The sequence below is a fragment of the Allobosea lathyri genome (genome assembly GCF_900108245.1).
GTDB classification, from domain to species: Bacteria; Pseudomonadota; Alphaproteobacteria; order Rhizobiales; family Beijerinckiaceae; genus Allobosea; species Allobosea lathyri.
Genome location: NZ_FNUY01000009.1, coordinates 180,010 through 202,573, shown reverse-complemented (window position 1 = coordinate 202,573; position 22,564 = coordinate 180,010). Strand labels below are relative to the sequence as shown.

22 protein-coding genes and 1 pseudogene are annotated in these 22,564 nt (G+C 64.9%); 12 read left to right on the top strand and 11 right to left on the bottom strand.

The features are described from left to right. Positions 1-9: 9 nt before the first annotated feature. Positions 10-1,236 (bottom strand): iron-containing alcohol dehydrogenase, encoded by a 1,227-nt coding sequence (locus C4S73_RS20750; protein ID WP_103874430.1) that lies wholly within the window; start codon positions 1,234-1,236, stop codon positions 10-12. 29 nt (positions 1,237-1,265) lie between these two features. Further along, a complete protein-coding gene (locus C4S73_RS20745; protein ID WP_103874429.1) occupies positions 1,266-2,270 on the bottom strand; it encodes an Ldh family oxidoreductase in 1,005 nt (334 codons plus the stop codon). Positions 2,271-2,351: 81 nt separating this feature from the next. Here C4S73_RS20745 and C4S73_RS20740 point away from each other — a divergent pair, with 81 nt between their 5' ends. From C4S73_RS20740 to C4S73_RS20700, 9 genes are all read left to right on the top strand, one after another. Beyond that, complete coding sequence (locus C4S73_RS20740; protein WP_244595701.1) at positions 2,352-3,059, top strand: GntR family transcriptional regulator; 708 nt, start codon at positions 2,352-2,354, stop codon at positions 3,057-3,059. Between the two features lie 29 nt (positions 3,060-3,088). Next, positions 3,089-3,433 carry a tripartite tricarboxylate transporter substrate-binding protein gene (locus C4S73_RS20735; protein ID WP_103874428.1) on the top strand — a complete coding sequence of 115 codons (345 nt, stop codon included), beginning with the start codon at positions 3,089-3,091 and terminating at the stop codon, positions 3,431-3,433. Between the two features lie 132 nt (positions 3,434-3,565). After that, positions 3,566-4,897, top strand: coding sequence for an extracellular solute-binding protein (locus C4S73_RS20730; protein ID WP_103874427.1), 1,332 nt, complete (start codon positions 3,566-3,568; stop codon positions 4,895-4,897). Positions 4,898-4,946: 49 nt separating this feature from the next. Beyond that, on the top strand, positions 4,947-5,858 hold the full coding sequence (locus tag C4S73_RS20725) for a carbohydrate ABC transporter permease (protein WP_103874426.1): 912 nt from the start codon (positions 4,947-4,949) through the stop codon (positions 5,856-5,858). Beyond that, on the top strand, positions 5,855-6,679 hold the full coding sequence (locus tag C4S73_RS20720; protein ID WP_103874425.1) for a carbohydrate ABC transporter permease: 825 nt from the start codon (positions 5,855-5,857) through the stop codon (positions 6,677-6,679). Before C4S73_RS20725 ends, C4S73_RS20720 begins: the two co-directional genes overlap by 4 nt. Before the next feature lie 35 nt (positions 6,680-6,714). Continuing rightward, positions 6,715-7,740: an aldo/keto reductase gene (locus C4S73_RS20715; RefSeq protein ID WP_103874424.1), complete on the top strand. Its 1,026-nt coding sequence runs from the start codon at positions 6,715-6,717 to the stop codon at positions 7,738-7,740. Continuing rightward, positions 7,737-8,633 (top strand): carbohydrate ABC transporter permease, encoded by an 897-nt coding sequence (locus C4S73_RS20710; RefSeq protein WP_103874423.1) that lies wholly within the window; start codon positions 7,737-7,739, stop codon positions 8,631-8,633. Before C4S73_RS20715 ends, C4S73_RS20710 begins: the two co-directional genes overlap by 4 nt. Next, a complete protein-coding gene (locus C4S73_RS20705; RefSeq protein WP_244595700.1) occupies positions 8,630-9,463 on the top strand; it encodes a carbohydrate ABC transporter permease in 834 nt (277 codons plus the stop codon). Before C4S73_RS20710 ends, C4S73_RS20705 begins: the two co-directional genes overlap by 4 nt. A gap of 55 nt (positions 9,464-9,518) precedes the next feature. Continuing rightward, positions 9,519-10,811: an extracellular solute-binding protein gene (locus C4S73_RS20700; protein ID WP_103874422.1), complete on the top strand. Its 1,293-nt coding sequence runs from the start codon at positions 9,519-9,521 to the stop codon at positions 10,809-10,811. A 42-nt stretch (positions 10,812-10,853) separates the two neighbouring features. Here C4S73_RS20700 and C4S73_RS20695 read toward each other — a convergent pair whose 3' ends face one another. After that, on the bottom strand, positions 10,854-11,459 hold the full coding sequence (locus C4S73_RS20695; RefSeq protein WP_103874421.1) for a hypothetical protein: 606 nt from the start codon (positions 11,457-11,459) through the stop codon (positions 10,854-10,856). 276 nt (positions 11,460-11,735) lie between these two features. Here C4S73_RS20695 and C4S73_RS20690 point away from each other — a divergent pair, with 276 nt between their 5' ends. From C4S73_RS20690 to C4S73_RS20680, 3 genes are read left to right on the top strand one after another with little or no spacing between them, the layout of a single operon-like run. Beyond that, complete coding sequence (locus C4S73_RS20690) at positions 11,736-12,374, top strand: cupin domain-containing protein (RefSeq protein WP_103874470.1); 639 nt, start codon at positions 11,736-11,738, stop codon at positions 12,372-12,374. 3 nt (positions 12,375-12,377) lie between these two features. Then, complete coding sequence (locus tag C4S73_RS20685) at positions 12,378-13,448, top strand: Gfo/Idh/MocA family protein (RefSeq protein WP_103874420.1); 1,071 nt, start codon at positions 12,378-12,380, stop codon at positions 13,446-13,448. Then, positions 13,411-15,246, top strand: a complete 1,836-nt coding sequence (locus C4S73_RS20680; RefSeq protein WP_103874419.1) for a phosphoenolpyruvate hydrolase family protein — start codon at positions 13,411-13,413, stop codon at positions 15,244-15,246. Before C4S73_RS20685 ends, C4S73_RS20680 begins: the two co-directional genes overlap by 38 nt. A gap of 133 nt (positions 15,247-15,379) precedes the next feature. On the opposite strand, the gene C4S73_RS20675 is transcribed toward C4S73_RS20680, so the two are convergent. The 8 genes and pseudogenes from C4S73_RS20675 to C4S73_RS28755 form a co-directional block, all read right to left on the bottom strand. Then, positions 15,380-15,823, bottom strand: a complete 444-nt coding sequence (locus C4S73_RS20675; RefSeq protein ID WP_103874418.1) for an SRPBCC family protein — start codon at positions 15,821-15,823, stop codon at positions 15,380-15,382. 34 nt (positions 15,824-15,857) lie between these two features. Continuing rightward, on the bottom strand, positions 15,858-16,697 hold the full coding sequence (locus tag C4S73_RS20670; protein WP_103874417.1) for a phosphoenolpyruvate hydrolase family protein: 840 nt from the start codon (positions 16,695-16,697) through the stop codon (positions 15,858-15,860). A gap of 3 nt (positions 16,698-16,700) precedes the next feature. Then, the gene (locus C4S73_RS20665) at positions 16,701-17,909 is read right to left on the bottom strand and encodes a Tm-1-like ATP-binding domain-containing protein (RefSeq protein WP_103874416.1); all 1,209 of its coding nucleotides are present in this window, start codon (positions 17,907-17,909) and stop codon (positions 16,701-16,703) included. Between the two features lie 10 nt (positions 17,910-17,919). Further along, the gene (locus C4S73_RS20660) at positions 17,920-18,642 is read right to left on the bottom strand and encodes a ThuA domain-containing protein (protein WP_103874415.1); all 723 of its coding nucleotides are present in this window, start codon (positions 18,640-18,642) and stop codon (positions 17,920-17,922) included. A gap of 28 nt (positions 18,643-18,670) precedes the next feature. Further along, the gene (locus C4S73_RS20655; protein WP_103874414.1) at positions 18,671-19,519 is read right to left on the bottom strand and encodes a carbohydrate ABC transporter permease; all 849 of its coding nucleotides are present in this window, start codon (positions 19,517-19,519) and stop codon (positions 18,671-18,673) included. Beyond that, the gene (locus tag C4S73_RS20650) at positions 19,516-20,400 is read right to left on the bottom strand and encodes a carbohydrate ABC transporter permease (RefSeq protein WP_103874413.1); all 885 of its coding nucleotides are present in this window, start codon (positions 20,398-20,400) and stop codon (positions 19,516-19,518) included. The genes C4S73_RS20655 and C4S73_RS20650 overlap by 4 nt, the downstream gene beginning before the upstream one ends. A 64-nt stretch (positions 20,401-20,464) precedes the next feature. Beyond that, positions 20,465-21,694 carry an ABC transporter substrate-binding protein gene (locus C4S73_RS20645; RefSeq protein ID WP_146071454.1) on the bottom strand — a complete coding sequence of 410 codons (1,230 nt, stop codon included), beginning with the start codon at positions 21,692-21,694 and terminating at the stop codon, positions 20,465-20,467. Between the two features lie 263 nt (positions 21,695-21,957). Further along, positions 21,958-22,238 (bottom strand): annotated as a pseudogene (locus C4S73_RS28755) (IS6 family transposase); the annotation flags it as partial. Between the last annotated feature and the right edge of the window lie 326 nt (positions 22,239-22,564).

Here is a 22,564-nt window from a genome sequence, read left to right as displayed (position 1 = left end):
ACTCCTCGTTCAGGCCGCTTCGCCTATGAGAATTCCAGCAAAGGCCGCTTTGACGATCGTCGAAAGCGAGCCGACGTCGAGAGCCTTGGGGTTGTTGTTCACGAGGCGCTGGATTGTGAAGGACTGCTCCGCGATCCAGTCCAGCTTGTCCGCCGGCACGCCGAGCTCGGCGAGCGTGCTCGGCACGCAGACTTCGGCAAACAAGGCGGCGACCCTGCGGATTGCCTCACCCGACAACTGCTCGTCGGTCATTGCAGCGCGGGGCGAGCCCATGGCCATTGCGATCTGCGCGAATTCCGACACGCAGGCGGATCGATTGAAATCCATCACATACGGCATCAACAGAGCGACGCCGGTGCCATGCGGCGTGTGCGTGAAAGCTCCGATTGGATACTGAATCGCGTGCGCGGCCGCAGTGCCAGCAGTGCCGAATGCAAGGCCGGCCGACAGTGCGCCGAGCATCATGTCGTCTCGCGCCTCTTCGTCGTGGCCAGGGCTGCAGGCACGAGCAAGGCTTCGCGATATGCGTTCGATTGCGATGAGAGCGTGGTGATCGGAGAGCGCATTTTTGCCGATGAAAACGCGCTCATTGGTCAGTTGTGGCGTGGCAGGGCGACGGATCGCCGTAAATGCCTCGATCGCGTGGGTCAGGGCGTCCGCCCCGGCAATGGCCGTTAGGCTTGCGGGGCAGCTGTACGTCAGCTCCGGATCGCAGATCGCAGTGTGCGAGATGATATGGGGGCTCGCAATGCCGACCTTCATCAGCTTGTCGGGGTCACTGAGGACCGCGACCGGCGTCACCTCAGAGCCGGTTCCTGAGGTGGTGGGAACAAGGATCAGAGGCAGAACAGGGCCCGGAACCTGAAACTCTCCATAATAGTCGCGAATATTGCCGCCATGAGCGAGCATGACCGCAACCGCCTTGGCGAGGTCCATACATGAACCGCCGCCGATGCCGATGACGAGATCGGGGCCGAAGGGGGCAGCCGACGCGACGCAGTCGGCGACGCAGGTCAGCGGAATTTCCGCGATCGTTCGATCATAGACCTGAACCGACACGCCGTTGTTGTTGAGATCATCCATCATGGCGACGAAGTCGCGATCGGTCGTCATTCGGCTGTCGGTACAGACAAAGGCACGCGCGCCGAGGGATTTCGCTGCCCCACCGAGAGCGCCCCGCTGGCCCTTGCCGAAAATGATTTTTCGAGGAGTTCGAAGAGCACCAAAGCTCGCCATGTCGTTGATCCTGCTGAGGGGGCTGTTAGCTACGCTTCGGCGAGCGCCACGATTTCGGTCCAGACCGCGTCGGTAACGGGCACACCATCCCGTAACCGGGCTTCGCGAACGCTCCGGGAGCGGTCGCCAGGAATGGCGACGCTCCTGAAACCGTCGGCCGGAATGTCTGCGCGTATGGCATCGAGATAGGCGCCGATGCCGCGCGCCATAGCACCCGACGCGGACGCGTGGATCACGATGAAGACGTCGCCCTTGTTGCAAATCTCCGTCGCGTCCAAGGTCCCGCGGACGTCGCGGCCAATCGCCGACGCCGTCAAGCTTGCAACCAGGATCTCGAAGGCAAGGCCGAGGGCGTATCCCTTTGCTTCGCCGAATGGCGCGATTGCACCGTCACGTGCCGCATGTGGGTCACTCGTCGGATTGCCATCTCGATCCAGGGCCCAGCTGGGTGGGATCGCTTCATCGCGCCGCGCGTGATCGTGGATCTGGCCCATCGAAACGAGACTGGTCGCCATATCGATGACGAAAGGCCTCGGCACTGCCGGAACACCGATCGCGATCGGGTTCGTGCCGACCATCGCCCGCCTTCCGCCCCATGCGTGGACAAGCGCTTCGCTCGTCGACAGCGCCAGAAGTGTGGAACCACGGGACGCCGTTCGTTCCGCATACCAGGCCATCATGCCAAGATGGTTGTTGTTGCTGATTGCCGCGATCGCGATCCCTGTGGAGCGGGCCCTCTCCTCGATGGCGTCGAGGGCGGCGCAGGCGACGACCGGCCCCAGTCCCGCCTGGCCGTCGACCGCAAGCAAGGCCTGCCCTTCCCAGATGTGTTCTCCCGTGGTCGAGGGGTTCGTCACCTGGTTCCGGATTCTTTCGACGATGCGCGCGAGCCGAAGCACACCGTGAGATGGGCGGCCGCGGAGTTCGGCTTCGAGCAGCAAGTCGACCTGAAGACGCGCGTAAGCGTCCGGAACACCGGCGCGGAGCAGGGCAGTTGTACAGACCCTTCGAACTTCCTCGGCGCTCAAGTCCATGATCAGATCCTATAGGATATCGGATTTGCGATCTGGGCGGTCTATGCTAGAAGATGCGGATCGGTCAAGAGCGAATCGACGATGAGAGACGACACCGCACGGGCGACACGAGAGTCGCAGTCAATGATGCTGAGCCGGAACGTGGCGCGGCCGCCCGCGCTAGTGACGGAAGTCTACAATGCGATCCTGGATCGGATCACATGCCTCCAGATTCCGCCGGGTGCGAGGATCACCGTGGACAGTCTCGCGCGCGAACTCGGCGTCTCCCACACCCCGATCCGCGAGGCGCTCAGCCGATTGGAAGCGGAGGGATTGGTCTTAAAGACGCATTTGGTGGGCCCTCACGCCGCTCCTCAACTCAACCGCGCTCAGGTCGAGCAGCTTTTTGAATTGCGCTTACTGATAGAACCGGCCGGCGCGGCAATGGCCGCGTCCCATTTGACCGATAAAGATCGAAACGTACTCCAAGCTCTTTACGACGAGATGCTCAGTTTGCCTGACAAGCCTTTTCCCGCCTATGGCGAGTTTGCGCGAAAGGATGCCGAGTTCCACTCCGTAATCGCAAATGCAAGCAACAATGTTTTCCTCACAGAAGCGTTGGCAAAGCTCCACACCCACGTTCACATTTTTCGACTTGTATTCAACACTCGCGTGACTACGGAAGCGATAACCGAGCATTATGACTTGCTGTCCGCTTTGCTGCGAGGCGATTCTGGCAGAAGCGAAAGGGCGATGAGAGATCATATTTCAGCATCTCGGAGCCGTATACTTGAGCTAACCCCACCTTAGCCTATACCGATAGCTGGCCCGGCCAAACCGTGGCCATTGTCGTCCCCTATGCTGCAGGTGGCGGCACGGATGTTATCGCGCGGGCCGTCGCGCAGAAGCTGAGTGAACGCTTCAAGACGAGTGTCGTCGTCGAGAACAAGGCGGGCGCCAGCGGCAACCTCGGCACATCAGCCGCTGCAACAGCGCCGGCAGATGGCGACATTGGTGCTCATCAGCAATGTCGGCCTATCAGCGCGTGGGCAAAGATGCCATCGCTCGACCAACGTCGCGTTGCCTCTACCGCCAAGTGCGCACTTGCATGGCGGAGCGGCGCGACTTCGCTGCCGGTGGCAGTCCGTATTCGGCTTATCGACGGCACCCCGAATGCCGTTTGAAAGCGGTCATTTTACGCTTTGCCGCGGGCCGGAGCGATCCGGTACAAATTACCCACAATTACTCAGCGAGTCTCTACAAGCTGATTGAGGCCTCACCCTCGATCTGCTGTCCTGCTCCCAACAAGAAATAACATGGGAGGATCGACAATGATGGGGCTTTCGCGCCGCCAGCTTACGCTGGGCGCTCTCGCCACCGGCGCCTCGTACACCGCGCTCGTGCAACATTGTGCCGCTCAGGCCGCGACTGCGACCGCCACGCGCAATTTGCCCAGGACCCATGCCGGCAAGACGGTGAAGGTGGTCTGGGGCAATACGCCGGCCTATGTCGCCTCCGCCGAAGTGGCGAAGGAGTTCACGGCCGCCAGCGGCATCCAGGTCGAGTTCTCGGCGCTGCCGACGGCCGAGCGGTATCAGAAGATGGTGCTCGACACGACGACCAACACCAACTCCTTCGACGTCTACCTCGTCGCCTATCAATGGAAGGAGCAGGTCGCGCCCTTCGTCGTCGACCACGCCAATCTCGACAAGGAAGTCGCCGGCATTCCGGCAATGAATTGGGACGACTATGCCCCGCGCGCGCTCGCGGCCTATTCCAAGGTCGGCAACAAGCTGGCAACCATCCCGATAAACGGCGACACCTCCTTCACAGTCTGGAACAAGGACGCCTTCAAAAAGGCCGGGCTCGACCCCGAGCAGGGGCCAGCGACCTGGAAGCAGCTCGTCGAGAACGGCGTCAAGCTCAAGCAGGGCGACCAGTTCGGCTACAACATGCCGGCCGGCAAGACGATCCAGACGGGCTGCGTCTGGATCACGCTGTTCCACAGCTTTGGCGGGCAGTATTTCGACGCCGCCGGCAAGCCGCTTCTCGACAGCAAGGCCAGCGTCGAGGCCTTCCGCTTCATGAAGGAGCAGCTCGGCCCGGTCAGCCCTCCCGGCAACCTGACCTGGGATTTCCCCGAGATGATCGCGAGCGTCTCCTCGGCGCAGGCGGCGCAGGGGTATATGTGGGCCGGCGGCGTCGGCTCGCTCTACGATCCAACCAAGTCGAAGATCGCCAAGTCGATCGGCTACGCGCCGACGCCCGAGACCGTGCTGCTCGGTGGCTGGGGCCTTTCGGTCGGTGCCAAATCGCGCAATCTCGACGCGGCGAAACTCTTCATCGGCTGGTTCACCTCGCCCGAGATCGTCAAGCAGACCGCGCTGGTCGGTCTTTCGCCCGTGCGCCGCTCGGCCCTGCTCGATCCCGACACGAACGCCCGCTACCCCTTCTTCCCGACCGTCCTCAAGGCGATGGAGGGCAACGTCGCGACCTATGCGCCAATCAAGGACGCCGAACAGGTCAACATCCAGATCTATGACGAGGCCAACGCCGTCTGCTCGGGAACCAAGACGCCGGAGCAGGGCGCGGCTGCCCTGCAGGAGCGCGTCACCACGCTGCTGAAGCGCCGCGGCTACATCCAGTGAGCGACAGGCTGTGACGAGCTCGCAATTGCTGGCGGCCGGACACCAGAAGATGTCGGCCGGAATCCGCAAGGTCGGGAGCTACCGCCGCGCCCGGGCGACGCTCGAACCGTACTGGTTCATGGCGCCGGCGGCGATCATGCTCGCGACCGTCTATCTCGGGCCGATGATCTACGCGGTCATGACCAGCACGACCCATTGGGTGCTGACCGAGCCCGGCAGCGAGAATATCCGCGCCGGGCTGGAGAACTACAAGGACGTCCTGGGAGCCCCGTCCTTCTGGCAGGCCGTGAAGATCACGCTGCTGTACACGCTGACCTCGGTCACGCTCAGCCTGACGCTGGGAACGTTGCTGGCGCTGCTGCTCGACAACGAGCTGCATTTCGCCTCGTTCTTCCGTTCGATCATGCTGATCCCAATGGTGATCACGCCGGCGGTGATCGCGATCTTCTGGAAGCTGCTCTACGAGCAGGAACAGGGCGTGCTCAACTCGCTGCTGGTCGCGATGGGCTTCGCAAAGGTCGCCTGGCTCGGGCTCGACCATGCCTTCTTCGCCATGGTGATCATGGATTCCTGGCAGAACACGCCCTTCTTCATGCTGGTGATCCTGGCTGGGCTGCAATCGGTCGACAGCAACCTGATGGATGCGGCCAGGGTCGACGGCGCCAACGTCTTCCAGCGCTTCCGCTATGTCGTCCTGCCCCATCTCGTGCCGTACATGCTGATCGCGGCGGCCTTTCGCGGCATCGCCACGATGAACGACTTCGACAAGATCTGGCTGCTGACCCAGGGCGGGCCGGGCGAGGCGACGACGACGATCACGGTCTACACCTACAAGATCGCGTTCTCTTCCTTCGACATGGGCCGCACCACGGCGATCGCACTGATCTTCGTCGTCATCGTCCTGGTCACCAGCGCGCCGCTTCTCAGGCACCTGTTCCGGACCGCGCGGAGGCCGGCATGACGTTCACGCTCTCGCATTCCACCAAGCGGCTGCTGCTCAGCCTGCTCTGCCTTTGCCTCGGCATCATCTATCTCTTCCCCTATGCATGGATGGTGCTGACGGGCTTCCGTTCGGCGGTCGACACGCTCTCGCTGCGCTTCATCTTCGAGCCGACGCTGGAAGGTTTCCGCAGCGTGCTCGGCGACAGCATCTTCCGCGCCTATATGCTCAACAGCATCATCGTCTCGACGCTGACGACGGTCGTGGTGCTGACAGTCGCAGCACCTGCCGCTTTCGCGCTGGGTCATCTGCCGATCCGCGGCACCGGCTTCCTGCTCTTCGTACTGGTCGTGCGCATGGTGCCAGGCATCGCCATCCTGATCCCGATCTACCTCGTCGCCTCCCGCCTGGGCGTACTCGACACCCATGGCGTGCTGATCGTGCTCTACGCCACTTTCAACCTGCCCTTCGCGATCTGGCTGCTGCGCGGCTTCTTCTGCGACGTGCCGGGCGAGATCCGCGAAGCCGCCATCATCGACGGCTGCTCGGAACTGCAGGTCTTCCTCAAGATCATGCTGCCCTTGACCTCGAGCGGCATTGTCGCGACCGGCGTCTTCGTCTTCATCGCCGCCTGGAACGAGTTCCTGTTCGCGCTGGCGCTGACCAACAGCTTCGCCTCGACCGCGCCGCTCGCCATGGTCGCCTTTCGCAGCGAATACGGCGTGCAATGGCCCTCGATCGGCGCTGCCGCCTTCATCATCTCGACGCCGGTTGTGCTGTTCGCGGTGGTGATGCAGCGCTTCCTGGTGCGCGGGCTGACCATGGGCTCGGTCAAGGGCTGAGCCCCGCGCCACCTGATCCACGATAGGAGACTGACTTGAATTATCGACGCCTCGGTTCCAGCGGCATGCATGTCTCGCGCCTGTGTCTCGGCGCCATGATGTTCGGCGACCAGACCGCGGAGGACGAGGCGCAGCGCATCGTCGCGCGCGCGCGCGAGGCCGGCGTCAACTTCATCGACACGGCCGACAGCTACACGAAAGGGCGTTCCGAGGAACTGGTCGGGCGCGCTATTGCCGGCGATCGCGATCACTGGATCCTCGCCACCAAGATCGGCGCGACGGTCGACCCGTCGCAGCCGAATCGCGGCGGGCTTGGCCGACGCTGGCTGATGCAGGGCGTCGAGGAGAGCCTGAAGCGACTCGGTACCGACCGGATCGACCTCTACTATTTGCACATGGACGACCGCGCGGTCGCCAGCGAGGAGACCGTCGAGACCCTGGGCGAACTGATCCGTCAGGACAAGATCGGGCACTGGGGGGTCAGCAATTTCGCGAGCTGGCGCATCGCCGAGCTGATCCGGCTGTGCGGCGTAATCGGCACGCCGAAGCCGGTTGCGGCGCAGCCACCTTACAACGCGATGACGCGGATGGCCGAGGTCGAGTACATTCCAGCCTGCGTCAATTACGGGCTCGGCGTCGTGCCCTACAGCCCGCTCGCGCGCGGCGTCCTGACCGGCAAGTACCGGCCGGGCGTTGTTCCCGGCGCCGACACCCGCGCCGGCCGCAACGACCCGCGCCTGCTGCAGACCGAGTTCCGACCGGAATCGCTTGCGATCGCCGAGCGTATCCGCGGCCATGTCGAGGCCCGCGGCGGCAGCATGATCGGCTTTGCGCTGAATTGGGTCCTGGCCAACCCGGCCATACCGGCTGTGATCGCCGGCCCCAGGAGCGATGCGCAATGGGCTCAATACCTCGCCGCGCTCGACCAGGAGTTCGATGCCGAGGACGAGACTTTCCTCGACAGCCTCGTACCGCCCGGCCACGCCTCGACACCGGGCTATACCGACCCGCTCTATCCCGTCGCCGGCCGCGGCACCGGCTCCAGCCTCGTTCGGGCATGACGGCCTCCACCTCCGCGCGGCACCAGCGCCGCAACGCGCTGCTGTTTCTGGCGCCCGCCGCCGCCGTACTCGTCCTGATCTATCTCGGCCCGATGCTGTTCGCGTTTCACGCGAGCTTCACGGCCTGGATCTTCACCAGCCCCGGCAGCGAGGACATCTATGTCGGGTTGGAGAATTACAGCGACGTGCTGATGAGCCCGGAGCTGTGGTCGGCGGTTCGCGTCACGTTGATCTACGCCTTGGTCTCGATCTGCTGCGGGCTGACGCTCGGCACCATCTTCGCGCTGCTGCTCGACACGCAGTTCTATGCCCGCTCCTTCTTCCGCTCGATCATGATCATTCCGATGGTGATCACGCCCTCGGTGATCGGCATCTTCTGGAAGCTGCTCTACGAGGAGGATTCCGGCGTCTTCAACACGGCCGTGCGCGGGCTCGGCCTGCCCGGCTTCTCCTGGCTCGACCTCGCCATGGCGCTGCCCTCGATCATCCTGATGGATGTCTGGCAGACCACGCCGTTCTTCATGCTGGTCATCCTGGCCGGGCTGCAGGCGCTCGACCGCAACACCGTCGACGCGGCCAAGGTCGACGGCGCGACCGCGCTTCAGCTCTTCCGCTACATCACCCTGCCCCATCTCGTGCCGTACATGCTGATCGCGACCTCATTCCGTGCCATCGCCGCGATGGGCGATTTCGACAAGATCTGGCTGTTGACCGGCGGCGGGCCGGGCGACCGGACCACGACGATCACGATCTTCGCCTACAAGACCGGCTTCTCCGCCTTCGACATCGGCCGCACCACCGCCATCGCCTGCATCTTCGTCGTGATCGTGCTGGTGGCGAGCTCGCCGCTGCTGCTCCGGCTCTTCCGCAGCGCGCTGGAGGATCGCGGATGAAGGGCGTCGATCCCGGCCAGACGAGCATGGGCCGCATGGTCGCGCTGACGGCGCTGTGGACCGTGATCGCGCTCGTCTACCTCTTTCCCTACACCTGGATGGTGCTGACCGCCTTCCGCCAGCCGGTCGATACATTGGCGATGCGCTTCGTCTTCAGGCCGACGCTGGACGGCTTCCGCACCATCTTCGTCGACAGCAATTTCCAGCTTTATCTGCAGAACAGCCTGCTCACCGCGATCCCGACCACGCTCGTCGTGCTGCTGCTGGCCGCTCCCGCAGCCTATTCGCTGGCGCACCTGAACAAGCGCAGCCGGCTCTTCCTCGGGTCGGTGCTGGTTGCGCGCATGGTGCCGGGTATCGCCATCCTGATCCCGCTCTACCTCGCTGCCTCCAGGGCGGGCCTGCTCGACCGGCGCCTGACCCTGATCGTGGTCTATTGCGCCTTCAACCTGCCCTTCGCCGTCTGGCTGCTGCGCGGCTTCTTCCGGGAGATCCCGAACGAGCTGCGCGAGGCCGCCATCGTCGACGGCTGCTCCGAGTTCCAGGTCTTCTGGAAGATCATGGTGCCGCTCGTCGGCGGCGGTCTCGTCGCGACCAGCGTCTTCGTCTTCATCGGCGCCTGGAACGAGTTCCTGTTCGCGCTGGCGCTGACCCAGTCCAACGCCGCGACCGCGCCGCTGGCCGTGATCGGCTTCCGCAACGAATACGGCGTGCAATGGGGCGCGATCGGCGCCGCCGCCGTGATGATCTCGACGCCGGTCGTAGCCTTCGCCGTTGTCATGCAGAAATACCTTGTCCGAGGTCTCACCATGGGCGCGGTCAAGGGATGAGAGGGGAGCGCCACAAGGCGCTCCGGCAAAAACGCAAGCGAGGGAGGAGATATCCATGTACGGCATCGACCGACGCCAATTCGTCGTTGGAGGCCTGGCCGCCGGCACGCTCGCAGCCTCGGCCCCGGCCCCGGCTTTCGCCGCCGAGGCCCTGCCCAAGACCTATGCGGGCACCACCCTGAACGTGCTCTCCCGCACCAGCCCGCCCTTTGACCCCACCATCAAGATCGGCGAGGAATTCACCGAGGCGACCGGGATCAAGCTCCAGGTCACCCGCAGCGCGCCCAGCGACCACTACGCCAAGCTGATGCTCGACTGGTCGAGCGGCACCAATTCCTACGATGTCAGCCTGTTCGTCTACCAGTGGAAGAACGATCTGGCGCCCTATCTCGCCGATCTCTCGTCGACGGCTGCCAGCGTCCGGGGCGCGCCGGCGCTCGATCTCGACGATTACGCCCCCAAGGTGCTCGACATCTACGGCCGGCACGATGGCAAGCTGGTCGGCCTGCCGATCCTCGGCGACGTCGCCTTCCTGCTCTACAACACCGCCGACTATGCCAAGCGCGGCATCGCGGCCAAGGCGCCGGCGAGCTGGGAGGAGGTCGTCGAGCGCGGCAAGGCGCTGACCGGCGATGGCAGCTATGGCTACGCCCTGCCTGCCGGCAAGACGCCGCAATGCTACGTGATGTGGTCGCTGCTCTACCACGCCTTTGGCGGCACGTATGTTGATGCCGCGGGCGTTCCCGATCTCGGCGGTCCGGCCAGCATCAAGGCGCTGAAATTCATGGCCGAGCAGCTCCAGCCGATCAGCCCGCCCGGCAACCTGACCTGGGACTATAACGAGGTGCTGAACAGCTTCTCGACCGGCAAGTCGGCCCACGCCATCATGTGGGCCGGTGGGCTCGCCGCCCTGTCCGATCCGGCCAAGTCGCAGGTCGCGGGCAAGTTCGCCGCCGTCTCGCCGCCCTCCGGCGCGCTGCTCGGCGGCACCTCGATCGGCGTCAACGGCAAGGCCAAGAGCCCGGAGGCGGCAAGGCTCTACGTTGCCTGGCTGACCTCGAAGGCGATCGCCAAGCGCAATGCCGAGGCGGGCCTGTCGCCGGCCCGGCTCTCCCTGCTCGGCGATGCCGACTTGGTTGCGAAGAACCCGCACTACCCGGCGGTCCGCGCCGCCTTCAGCGGCGAGACCTTCGGCTACATCCCGGTCAAGGAGGCCGAGCAGATCCTGCTGATGGTGGCGGACGAAGCCAACGCCGCCTGCGCCAAGACCAAGACGCCGGAAAAGGCTGCAGCCGACCTGCAGGCCAAGGCGACCCAGTTCATGCGCCGGCGCGGCTACATCAAATAGGCGATCGGACGCACAGGAGCGCAGCAGGACTGGGGGCTGCGCTCAGCCGTCTTCGATGACCAGCGGATGCCCGGGGCCGCGATGGCGCAGCACGAAGTCGAACTGCGCCATCCTCCCGGGCGCAGGCTCGGCCTCCGCGCGCGCGCACAGGGCCGTGCCGAAGCCGAGGCTGCGCGCCTGCGCCAGGAAGGCGATCTCGCTCTCCAGGGTGAAGGAGAGCCGGCCGAATGTCTGCGCGGTCGCGCCGTCGAAGAAGCTGACGCTCGGCAGGTTGATCAGCCGGGTGACGCCCCTGTCGCGCAGGGGGGCGAATATCTGCGGGCCGGAGCGCAATCGGTCCAGCGCAAAGACGCCGACATAGCAGCGCTCGCGCAGCTGCGCCGGGGCATTGAGCACCCAGTCACCGTCGATAAAGGCGTTGCAATCATGGATCGGCAGTGCTGCAAGCCACAGGCCGGTTGCGGGGTCGAGCCCCGCCAGCCAGGGACAGACCAGCACGAGCTCATCCTCTGCGACGCCCTCCCAGTCCTGCTCCGTGCCGGTGACGATGCGGAACGGCCGGAACGGCTCGCCGGGCCGGACAGGCGGCCCCGCTGCGCCCGGCACGCGCCAAAGCGATTGCGGCTTCGCATAGGTTGAATCGGTCACGGCGCTCCTCCTGGCGAGGGTTGCAGACCCGTCTGCCCCGCGCCATTCCCGGATGTCCTTGCTGGCACCCGGCTTTCCCAATTCTACCCACCATTCCCGGTTTTGTCCTATCGGCATGATGGCGGCTCGGTCATTCTAACCGTGGAGATTCACTTCGGCCGCTCAAGGCTGCGGGCAGGGTCTTCGCCGGGAGGTTGCCAGGACGGGCTCGCGCGGGCGCGACGACCGCTGCCTTTCACCTCCGGCCGCCATCCATGTCAGTCCGAGGTGCCGATCTTGTCGCTCTTCCGCAGTCTTGAAGCGCCGCCGGCCTGGTGCACGCTTCGCTCCTTCGAAATCATCGATCTTCCCGAGAACCAGACGGCCTCCCGCAAGCAGGCAACCGCCAAGGAGCGCCTGCTCTGCACCGGCGGCACGGCTCAGATCATGGGTCCGGATGGCTCCGTCATCCTGAAGGAAGGCCAGTTTCTCGACATTCACGACAAGCCCGCCTTCGCCGCCTGGAGCGTAACCGGCCATGGCGCAAACACGCAGGTCGTGCGGCTGTGCGGGACCTGGGGCGAGGATATCTCCGGCTGCGGTATCTTCCGCGTCGCCGACGAGCCGAACGCGACCAACAATGGCGACCCGGTCTCATACCCCAAATCGACCCGCGTCGATTCGCACTACCACGACTGCGACGAGTACTGGCTACTCCTCGAAGGCCGCGGCACCGTCGTCGTCGGCGACCGCTTCTTCGACAGCGGCCCAGGCGATTGCGTCGCTCTCGGCATGGGCCACCATCACGACATGGCGAGCGTCTCGGAGCCGGTGAAGGCCGTCTATTTCGAGACATCGCTCGAGGGCCGCAAACGCGTCGGCCACCTCTGGAACCATACCCACGGCCCTGCCCAGCCTCAGCCCGAGAGAATCTGAACCATGACGAAGAAGGTCATCCATGTCGGCGTCGGCACCTTCGGCCGGCGCTGGTGCACCGAGTTCCTTGCCTCGAATATCGCCGACGGCACGATTGAGGTCGTGGCGTTGGTCGATATTGACCCGAAGGCGCTCGAATTCGGCCGCAAGGCGCTGAAGCTGCCTGAAGCCGCCTGCTATACCGATCCCCAGGCCGCCTTCGCCGCCCACAACGTCGATTTCTGCACGATCGTCGTGCCGCCGGGCTACCACGAGGCCGTGATCGACATCGCGCTGGCGCATAATGTCGACATCCTCTGCGAGAAGCCGATCGCCGACACCATGGCGGCCAGCGCCCGCATCGCCCGCAAGGTCCGCGCCGCCGGGCGCAAGATGGCGGTGACGATGAGCCACCGTTTCGACCAGGACAAGACGACGCTGCGCCAGGTCATCCGAGCAGGCCAGATTGGCCGGGTCAACAATGTCAGCTGCCGCTACTTCGCCGACATGCGCGAGCATCTCGCCTGGGGCGCCCTCTTCCGCCACACGATGCAGGATCCGCTGATGATCGAGGGCGCGGTCCACCATCTCGACCTCGTCGCCGATTTTGCCGGCGCCCAGTGCCAGTCGCTGACCGCCTCGACCTGGAAGCCCGACTGGGCCAAATATGCCGGCGATACCGACGGCATCGTCATGATGGTGTTCCAGAACGGCGTGCGCGGCATCTACGAGGGCTCATCCTCGGCCGCGGTCGGCCTCAACGACTGGATGAAGGAATATGTCCGCGTCGACGGCGAGTTCGGCACGGCGATCCTGAACAACCGCGAGATCGAGATCTTCTCGCGCAGCCAGCTCGTGCGCCAGCGTTGCCGCGAGGGCCAGGGCCAGAAGATCCAGCTCATTACCCAGCCGAAATGGCTGAACAACTGGCTGATCGAGAAATTCTGCACCTGGCTTGACGGCGGTGCCGAGATGGAGACCCATGTCGAGGCGAATCTCCACGCGGCTGCCCTGATATTCGCGGGGATCGAGAGCGCGCGCAGCGGCAAGACTATCGATGTCCAGGATTATATCCGCTCCTTCGACGGGTCGTAACGCCAGAGCCCTGGCGCAGATGGGGCCGGACCTCTCGGGCTCCCAGCGGGAGCAGCCGCGCTTCATGGTCGGCGCCGCGATCGGTACCGGCATGGCGGCCCAGTCGGCGACGCGCGGCGGCGCCGATTTTCTGATCGCGCTCAGCGCCGGAAGGATGCGCTGCATCGGCGAGCCCTCGGTTGCCGCCATGCTGCCTTTGCGCGACAGCAACGACTTCGTGCTGAGCTTCGCCCGTTCCGAGATCCTGCCGCGCGCCACCGTGCCGGTCTATTTCGGCGCGGCGAGCTTCGATCCGCGCCTCGACCTCGCCGAGTTGGTCGAGCGCATCGCTAAAGCCGGGTTCGCTGGCATCGCCAATTTCCCGACCTCGATCCTGATCGACGGCCAGTACCGCGCCTTCCTCGAACGCAGCGGCGTCGGCTTCGGCCGCGAGCTCGAACTGCTTCGGGTTGCACGCGAGCGCGGGCTCTCGACACTCGCCTACACCCATACCGCCGAGGAGGCCGTAGAGGCTGCGCTACAGGGCGCCGACATCGTCAATATCGATCTCGGCTGGAATGTCGGCGGCGTGCTTGGTGCCGTTTCGCATCTGCGCGTCGACGATGCCGGGTTGATAGCCAATGCCATCGCCCAGCAGGTTCGCGCGGTCTCGCGAAAGACGCGCTGCCTAATCGAAGGCGGACCGATCGTCAGCCCGAAGCAGCTTGAGGAGTTCTGCCAGATCGCCCGAGTCGACGGCTATATCGGCGGCTCGACCATCGATCGCGTGCCTTCGGAAAGCGCGATCGAGGTTGTCACCGCTGCGTTCAAGGCGATCGGCATGGCGCGCCAGCAGCCTGACGGGCTCGACAGCCGCTTCAACCCGCGCCGCTTCCCGCGCCCACTCTGGGGTCATTCGCATGCAGCCGAGACTGCCCGAGCCCTTTTCAACCGGCTGACCACGACCGATTATCCCGTGGTCATCGCCGGCGAGGCGGGCACCGGCCGGCGCGAGATCGCTCGCGCCCTGCATCGCTTCGGACCGCGCCAGGCGCGCGACATGGTCAGCCTGCCCTGCGCCAACCAGGGCGCCGAGCGCCTCAAGCTCGACCTGTTCGGCTGCATGGCCGGGATGCACCCGAGCGCCGTCAAGCACCGGCTCGGCTGGCTCGAGATCGTCCATTCCTCCTCGCTGCTGCTCGACGATGTCGACGAGATGCCGCTCGAGGTGCAGCGTGCCCTGCTCGACGCGGTCGAGGCCGGCTCCTTCTGGCGCTATGGCAGTGAAACGCCATCGCCGCTCAATGTCCGCTTCCTCGCCATTGCCGGCGAGGATCTGCGCCACCTGCCGGCCGCCGGGATCGATGCACGCTTCGCCGAATGGCTGGGCTGCTTCACCATCGTCTTGCCACCGCTGCGCGAGCGCAGCGAGGACCTGCCCTCGCTGATCGATGAATCGTTGCGCATGATCGGCCTGCGCCGGCAGAGCGAGCCGAAAAGCCTCGACCCTGCCGCCTTCCGCGCCCTCGCCGCCCATCGCTGGCCCGGCAACCTGCGTGAGCTCGATTCGGTCTTGGAGCAGGCCGTGCTGGCCTGCAGCGGCAGCGTCATTCTGGAGCAGCATTTGCCGCCGCCCGGCGCCGAAGCGACCTCCTCGGCGAGGAACTTCCGCTCGGAGAAGGAGTGGATCCTGCACGGACTGAAGCGCAACCGCTTCCGCCGCAGCCAGACGTCCGAATACCTCGGCATCTCGCGCAAGACCCTCTACAACAAGATGCGCACCTACGGGCTGCAATCGGCCGCGGGGCTGGAGGAGTAATTGTAGACGGCCACTTCTCGTCATGGTCGGGCTTGTCCTGACCATCCACGTCTTCCCTTAGTCCATGTCGCAAGACCTGGATGCTCGCCACAAGGGCGAGCACGACGACGGAGGCCAGTCGTGGCGAGGAGTGTCAGCCCCGCGCCGTCACTGCCTTTTCCAGCGCCTTGATACCCTCGGCAAACGTGCCCCGACCAACTTTTTCCTTGATGCCGGCCTCGTCGGCCGGCGAGACGTCGAACTCGGCCATCCACTCGACGAAGGTCTTGTTGCCCTCGGTCACGGGCTTGACGCCGAAGGTCGCGACGTAGTTCTCGATCGGCATGGGCGAGACGATGATGTTGTAGGTAAAGCGCCGCTCCAGATCGCTGAACGAGAGGAGGCGCTCGCGCAGATGCCCGCCATTGGTCAGCGTGAAATTGCGCACGCAGCCGACTTGGTCGCTCGGCAAGCCATCCTCGACATGACTCTTGGCAATCAGCGGATGCCATTCGCCATGGCCGTTGAAATCGCGGGCATAGGCCCAGACCTTGTCGACCGGCGCATCGATGATGCCGCTGATATAGACTTTCGCCATCTGTTTCCTCCTGTCCTGTTATCTTTAGCCGCGCCTATTCGGCGGCCTTTGCGATCGCCTTGAAGCTTCGCGTCTGGGCCGTCAGCGAAGCCTCGGTCGGCAGCCGCTCCAGTGAACTGGCGCCGTAGAAGCCATGGCAGTGACGGCATTGTGAAAGGATGTAGCGGGCGTCGTCCGGCGAGGAGATCGGCCCGCCATGGCACAGGATGATGATGTCCTCGCGCACGCTGCGTGCCGCCGCGGCGATGGCGTCGATGCGGGGGACGCAATCGGCCAGGCTGAAGGCGGTCTCGGCGCCGATCGAACCGCCGACGGTCAGGCCCATATGCGCGACGAGGATGTCGGCGCCGGCCTCGGTCATCGCGACCGCTTCGGCTTCGTTGAAGACGTAAGGGGTGGTCAGCATGTCCTTCGAGCGCGCCATCCGGATCATCTCGACCTCATGGCCATAGCCCATCCCGGTCTCCTCCAGATTGGCCCGGAAGACACCGTCGATCAGCCCGACTGTCGGGAAGTTCTGCACGCCGGAGAAGCCCATGCACTTCAGCTCGTCGAGGAAAGAGTCGAACAGGCAGAACGGGTCGGTACCGTTGACCCCGGCGAGCACCGGCGTGCGCTTGACCACCGGCAGCACCTCGCGGGCCATTTCCTTGACGATATCGTTGGCATTGCCATAGGCGAGCACGCCGGCGAGAGAACCGCGCCCGGCCATGCGATATCGCCCGGAATTGTAGATCACGATCAGGTCGATCCCGCCTTCCTCCTCGCATTTGGCGGAAAGGCCGGTGCCGGCGCCGCCGCCGACGATCTTCTCGCCGCGACGGACCATGTCCTGAAAGCGGTCGACCAGCTGTTGTCTCTGGAATGGGGGCATGGTTCAGGCCTCTGCTAGGGCTTCATGCATCTGGGCGACGAGGGCGTCGGCGAATGCAGCGTCGTTGATGGCGTAGGGCAGGCGCAGCAGCTTGCAGCGCGATGTCGGCTTGAGCGTTCGCTCCAGCGCCGCAAACAGAGCCGCGTCCGCGGCCGGATCGTGAAAAGGCTGGCCCGGCAAATCGAGCAGCGAGACGCCCCCCTCGGGGATCAGGAAGCGCACCGGCCCCTGACAGCGATTGAGCCGTTCGCCGAGCCAGGCGCCCATCCGGGCATTCTCCTCCGGCGTGGTCCGCATCAGCGTGACCTGCGGATTGTGCTGGTAGAACAACCGCCCGGAATAGCGCGGCGGCACCGTGTCGAGCGGGCCGAAATTGACCATGTCGAGCGCGCCGCAACTGCCGACATAGGGCACGCCGGTGCGTGCGAAGGCGCCGAGCCGGTCCTCCGTGCAGGGGAAGATGCCGCCCATCAGCAGGTCGCAGAGCTCGGTCGTGGTCGCGTCGATCGCGGCTGTGATCAGCCCGGAATCGACCAGCTTCTCGAGCGACTGACCGCCGGTGCCCGTGGCATGGAAGACAAGGCACTCGAACGCGCCCGAGAGCTGCGCCACCGTCTGGTTCACGCAGGGCGTGGTGACGCCGAACATGGTCAGCCCAATCGGGGGCTTGTCCTCGGCCGAAGGCGCGATCATCGCCGCGCTGCGCACCATGCCGGCGACCGCATGCGCGGCGTTGGCGATCACCAGCCGCGAGATTCGGTTCAGCCCCGCAATGTCGGTGACCGAATACATCATCGCGATGTCGGTCGGCCCGACATAGCCGGCGACATTGCCGGAGGCGACGGTCGAGACGATCAGCTTCGGCGTGCCCACCGGCAGCGCCCGCATGGCCGGCGCGATCAGCGCCGTCCCGCCCGAACCGCCGAGCCCGAGCACGCCCGCGATGTCGTCCCGAGCCGGCAGGAAGCGGGCGAAGGCCTCGGTCATCGCCGCGATCGCAGTGCCGCGGTCGCCGGTGAAGACGGCCTTGGCGCCACCCGGATGGTAGGCCGCAACCACGGCAGCGCTAATATCGGCGGCATGGCCGTGCGGCTGCGTCGAGAGATCGACGATCACAGCCTGCTCGCCCATCGCGCGGATGGCGTCGCGGGCGTACGCCAACTCGGCACTCTTGGTGTCGAGCGTGCCAGCGATGTAGATGCGCTTGCCCATCGCGCAGCCCTCAGATCGGCTCGAGCGGCGGCATGATGCGCCGGTTCTGGAAGGGCTCGGCCTCCATCACCGCAGGTGCGGCCCAGCGCACGGCATTGGCGATGACCTTGCGGATCGTGGCGTCGTTATAGGTCGGGAAGGTCTCGTGACCGGGCCGGAAATAGAAGATCCGCCCGCGCCCGCGCCGATAGCCGCAGCCGCTGCGAAACGCCTCGCCGCCCTTGAACCAGCTCAGGAAGACGAGCTCGTCCGGCGGCGGCACCTCGAAGGGCTCTCCATACATCTCCTCGCGCTCCAGTTCGAAGAAGGGCGGGAGGCCAGCAGCGACGGGATGGGCGGGATCGACCACCCAGAGCCGCTCAAGCTCGCCCTGGGCGCGCCAGCGCAAGGTGCAGGGCGTACCCATCAGCCGCTTGAACACCTTTGAGAAATGCCCGGAATGCAGCACGATGAGGCCCATCCCGGCATTGACGCGCTCGCAGACCGCCGCCGCCAGCGCGTCCGAGACCTCGTCATGGTGGCGGTGGCCCCACCAGAGCAGTACGTCGGTCTCAGCCAGACGCTCGGTCGAGAGCCCCTGTTCCGGCTCGTCCAGAGTTGCGGTGGTCACACCCAAAATGCCGTTCTCGACGAGACCGGAGGCGATCGCGCCATGGATGCCGGCTGGATAGATTCCGGCGACGATCGGGTTGGATTTCTCGTGACGGAACTCGTTCCACACGGTCACGCGCATTGTACTGGCCTTCGATAGCGGGTTTCGGTCATTTCAGTGCCCCTGCCGTCAGGCCGGAGACGATCCGCCGCTGCATGGCGAGGAAGATCGCCAGGATCGGCAGCACGAAGATCGAGGAGAAGGCCATGACCCGGTGCCAGTCGGCATATTCGGCGCCGACGAAGCTGTAGATGCCGACCGTCGCCGGCTGCAGCTCCTGCTGGCTGAGCAGTGTCAGCCCGTAGACGAACTGACCGTAGGCCTGGACGAAGCAGAGCGTGCCGACGACGATCAGCGGCACCTTCATCAAGGGCAGCACAATCAGCCGGAAGGTCTGCAGCCTGGTGCAGCCATCGACGAAGGAGGCTTCCTCCAGCTCGAACGGCACCTGCCGGAACATCGGCCGCAGGATCACCAGCGCGAAGGCGAGCGTCTTCGAGGTCGTCGCCAGGATGACGGCGGCGAAGGTGTTGAGCAGGTCGAGCGAGCGGAAGATGATGAACATCGGCGTCGCCAGCAGCGCCTCCGGGAAGACCTGGAGCAGCAGCACGATGACGATCGCGACATCGACCACGCGGTTGCGCAGCCGGCTCATCGCATAGGCGCCCATCGCGCCGAGCACGAGCGTCAGGATGGTCACAGGGATGGCGATAGTCAGGCTGTTGCGCAGGTAGCGCAGCACGTTCTCGCGGACGAAGACGTACTCGAAGGCGGAGAGCGACGGCGCCCGCGGCACGAAGGTCGGCGGGTTGGCGAATATCTCGGCCGAATCCTTCAGGCCGGAGATCAGCATCCAGTAGATCGGGAACAGGTAGAGCCCGATGCCGATGGTGGCGATGGCGGTAACCGGCCAGCCGCCGAAGGGCAGCACGCCGAGCTGGCGGAGCCTGACGCTCATGACGCCGTCTCCTGCTTCAGCGTGCGTACGTAAAGCAGCGCTACGCCGAAGACGATCAGGAAGGCAAAGGAGCCCATGGCCGAGCCTACGCCGAAATCGAACTGCTTGAACGAGAACTGATACGAGAGCAGCGGCAGCACGTTCGAGGCGTCGAGCGGCCCGCCCTGCGTCATCGCGAAGATCAGGTCGAAGGCCCGCATGGTGTAGATCGTCACCAGGCAGGCGACGGCGAGCAGCGCCGGCTTCAACGCCGGCAAGGTGATGTACCAGAAGCGAGCCGCGCTGCCGGCGCCGTCGAGCGAGGCGGCCTCGTAATGCTCCTTCGGGATCGCGGTCAGCGCGGCGGCGATCAGGATCATGCTGAAGGGCATGCCGAACCAGATATTGGCGAGGGTCACCGAAGTCAGCGCCACCGCCGGGTCGGAAAGCCAATGGATCGGCGAGCCGATCAGATGCAGGGCCGAGAGCACGGAGTTGGCAACGCCGTACTCGGTGGCGAAGATCCATTTCCACAGGGCGCCGACGACGAGCGCCGGCAGCATCCAGGAACAGAGCAAAAGCCCGCGCATGAAACCCGCTCCCGGAAAATCCTGGGCGAAGAACAATGCCACGCCGAGCCCGATCCCGACCTGCGCCACGACGTTGCAGCCGACGAAGAGCAAGGTGTTGACCAGTACCTTCTGGAACGATTCGTCGGCGAGGACCGTGCGGTAGTTGTCGAGCCCGACGAAGGGGCGGATGAACTCGGTGATGTTGCCGAGATTCACCTCCTGCACGCTCATCATCAGGTTATAGGCGATCGGAAAGCCGACGAAGCCGATGAGATAAAGGATCGGCAGCGCCAGGAAGACATAGAGCAGCGCTGAGGGAGATCCCGGCATAGGCAGTTGGCTCCGAACTCGGCTTGGGCAGGCGGGAGCGGCGCTGGCCGCTCCCCGTTCGCAATCACAACGGCGTCTTGGCCAAGATCGGCTTGATCTTGCGCGCCGCGTCGGCAAGCGCGGTTCCCGCGGGCTTGGTGCCTGTCACGGCCTCCTGCATGGCGATCTGAATGGCGCGCGAGATCTCCGGCCATTGCGGATGCGGACCACGGGCGCGGGCGCTTTCGAGCTGCTTGCGGTAGATGCCGTAAGCCTGCGGCCAGAGCGGATCGGAGACGGTGACGTCGGTGCGCGGCGCGAGCCGGCCGGTTTTCCAGCCCTCGTTCAGGATCTTCGGATCCGACATGAACTCGATGAAACGGAAGGCGCCATCGACCTGCTTGGCGCCCTTGGGCACGACCCAGTCATAGCCGCCGAGCGCGGATGCCGCGATGTCCTTGCCGGGCTTGACCGGCAGCAGCGCAAGGCGCCACGCGAACTTGGCTTCCTTCTGCAGGCGCGGCAGTTCCCATGGCCCGCACAGCACCATCGCGGCATTGGCGGCCATGAAGGTATTGGTCACCTCGTACTGGCGCTGGTTGATGACGTCGCGGGAGGCGATCCCGTCCTTGACCATGCCAGCCCAGAACTCAAGCGCCTCGGTCGCCTCCGGCGCGTCGAGCTTGTCGATCGCACCGCCGGCCTGATGCAGGAAGGGCAGGAATTGGAACACGCCCTCGTCGGCCTGCACGGCGCTGAAGCCGAAGCCGTAGACGTTCTTGGCCGGGTCCTTCAGCGCCTTGGCGGCGTCGAGCAGCTCGGTCCAGGTCTTGGGCGGCTTGTCCGGATCAAGCCCCTTCGCCTTGAACATGTCGGCGTTGTAGCAGAGCGCCAGGGTGTTGGCGTCGCGCGGCACGGCGAAGATGCGTTGCTTCCAGAGGCCGGAGGCCCATGGCCCCTTGAAATAGACGTCCGGCTTGACGACCGCCGATTTGCCGACGCGCTCGGTCAGGTCTGTCAGCGTGCCCTGCGCCGAGAAGCTGGCGACGACGGGATTGTCGAGTGTCACCAGGTCCGGCACCGAGCCGCTGGCGATCGCCTTGATCAGCTCGGAATCCATTTGCGGCCCGGGCACGATACGCGGGTCGATGCGGTATTCGCTCTGCGACTCGTTGAAGGCCTTGATGCCGCCATAGATCATGTCGGTCTCAAGCGTGAACGGGTGCCAAAGACTGATCGTCTTCGGCTGGGCGATTGCCGGGCCGGCGATCGCGCATAACATCGCGGCGGCGAATAATCCTGACCTTGTCAGCACAATATCCTCCCAGGAGAGCTTTTCTCATTTTAGCTCTTGGGGCGACTTCACCGGGTCGGGTCCGCGGGCGCAATCCCCCCACTTAAGCGAATGTGTAAAGTTGGGCAACGACAAGGCCTTCGTCGGCTTCTTGTGGCGCCGAACTTGCCATCGCCGAGTAAACCGGTCTGCGCCTTCAACATATGCCACTTAGAAACGCAGGACGCGCTGATCTTCAAGGCCGCGCCGCTCTCGCCCCCATCAGCCCACGGTCGCGGCGTCCCTATCTCATCGAGGATACAGCCGTCTTGATCGGCCGCGCGCCACAGCAAGTGCTTCTTGCCGGCGATCGTGACCACGACCTCCTCGAGATGCCGGAGATCGTGCCGGCTCGGCTTCTTTCGCTTGAGGCCGCGGGCGTAGCCCCGCCCTAACTTCAGGGCCTAGCGCCGCTTCGCTCGCAGGAAACGGCGATGCCGCGCTCCGGTAGTATTTCCTCCACCAGGCGCAGGCTCAGGCGAAAGCAGAAATACAGGTACACTGCATGGGCGATGATCGCCGTGGGAACAGATGGCGCTTGTAGCTGATGGGCGGCAGGGCCATATCCGCCAACCTACACGACTGGCCGCCACGTCAGAGTTAGCGTGACGACGCCTGCCGGCGCTGCCGAGCACGGCGATGGTGTCGACGTCGGCCGCGACGAGCCGGTCCAGAATTAGGGCGAAGGCGTCGGTATCGACTACACCCCCGGCATCGACCGGGGTCAGCGGAAATGCGGAAAGCCCGCGAAAGATCGATACGGTCGGTCGTGAGGTCGCGTCCGCGATCGCTTCGGCAGCAACATCTTCGGTCGGCACTCTTCCGCGTATTGTTGGATCGCTCACCGCCAAC

Bases quoted from the DNA above. Each gene is read 5' to 3' on its own strand.
- C4S73_RS20750 (WP_103874430.1), bottom strand. From the start codon at position 1,236: ATGGCGAGCTTTGGTGCTCTTCGAACTCCTCGAAAAATCATTTTCGGC.
- C4S73_RS20745 (WP_103874429.1), bottom strand. From the start codon at position 2,270: ATGGACTTGAGCGCCGAGGAAGTTCGAAGGGTCTGTACAACTGCCCTG.
- C4S73_RS20740 (WP_244595701.1), top strand. From the start codon at position 2,352: ATGAGAGACGACACCGCACGGGCGACACGAGAGTCGCAGTCAATGATG.
- C4S73_RS20730 (WP_103874427.1), top strand. From the start codon at position 3,566: ATGGGAGGATCGACAATGATGGGGCTTTCGCGCCGCCAGCTTACGCTG.
- C4S73_RS20725 (WP_103874426.1), top strand. From the start codon at position 4,947: ATGTCGGCCGGAATCCGCAAGGTCGGGAGCTACCGCCGCGCCCGGGCG.
- C4S73_RS20720 (WP_103874425.1), top strand. From the start codon at position 5,855: ATGACGTTCACGCTCTCGCATTCCACCAAGCGGCTGCTGCTCAGCCTG.
- C4S73_RS20710 (WP_103874423.1), top strand. From the start codon at position 7,737: ATGACGGCCTCCACCTCCGCGCGGCACCAGCGCCGCAACGCGCTGCTG.
- C4S73_RS20705 (WP_244595700.1), top strand. From the start codon at position 8,630: ATGAAGGGCGTCGATCCCGGCCAGACGAGCATGGGCCGCATGGTCGCG.
- C4S73_RS20700 (WP_103874422.1), top strand. From the start codon at position 9,519: ATGTACGGCATCGACCGACGCCAATTCGTCGTTGGAGGCCTGGCCGCC.
- C4S73_RS20685 (WP_103874420.1), top strand. From the start codon at position 12,378: ATGACGAAGAAGGTCATCCATGTCGGCGTCGGCACCTTCGGCCGGCGC.
- C4S73_RS20680 (WP_103874419.1), top strand. From the start codon at position 13,411: ATGTCCAGGATTATATCCGCTCCTTCGACGGGTCGTAACGCCAGAGCC.
- C4S73_RS20675 (WP_103874418.1), bottom strand. From the start codon at position 15,823: ATGGCGAAAGTCTATATCAGCGGCATCATCGATGCGCCGGTCGACAAG.
- C4S73_RS20670 (WP_103874417.1), bottom strand. From the start codon at position 16,697: ATGCCCCCATTCCAGAGACAACAGCTGGTCGACCGCTTTCAGGACATG.
- C4S73_RS20665 (WP_103874416.1), bottom strand. From the start codon at position 17,909: ATGGGCAAGCGCATCTACATCGCTGGCACGCTCGACACCAAGAGTGCC.
- C4S73_RS20660 (WP_103874415.1), bottom strand. From the start codon at position 18,642: ATGCGCGTGACCGTGTGGAACGAGTTCCGTCACGAGAAATCCAACCCG.
- C4S73_RS20655 (WP_103874414.1), bottom strand. From the start codon at position 19,519: ATGAGCGTCAGGCTCCGCCAGCTCGGCGTGCTGCCCTTCGGCGGCTGG.
- C4S73_RS20650 (WP_103874413.1), bottom strand. From the start codon at position 20,400: ATGCCGGGATCTCCCTCAGCGCTGCTCTATGTCTTCCTGGCGCTGCCG.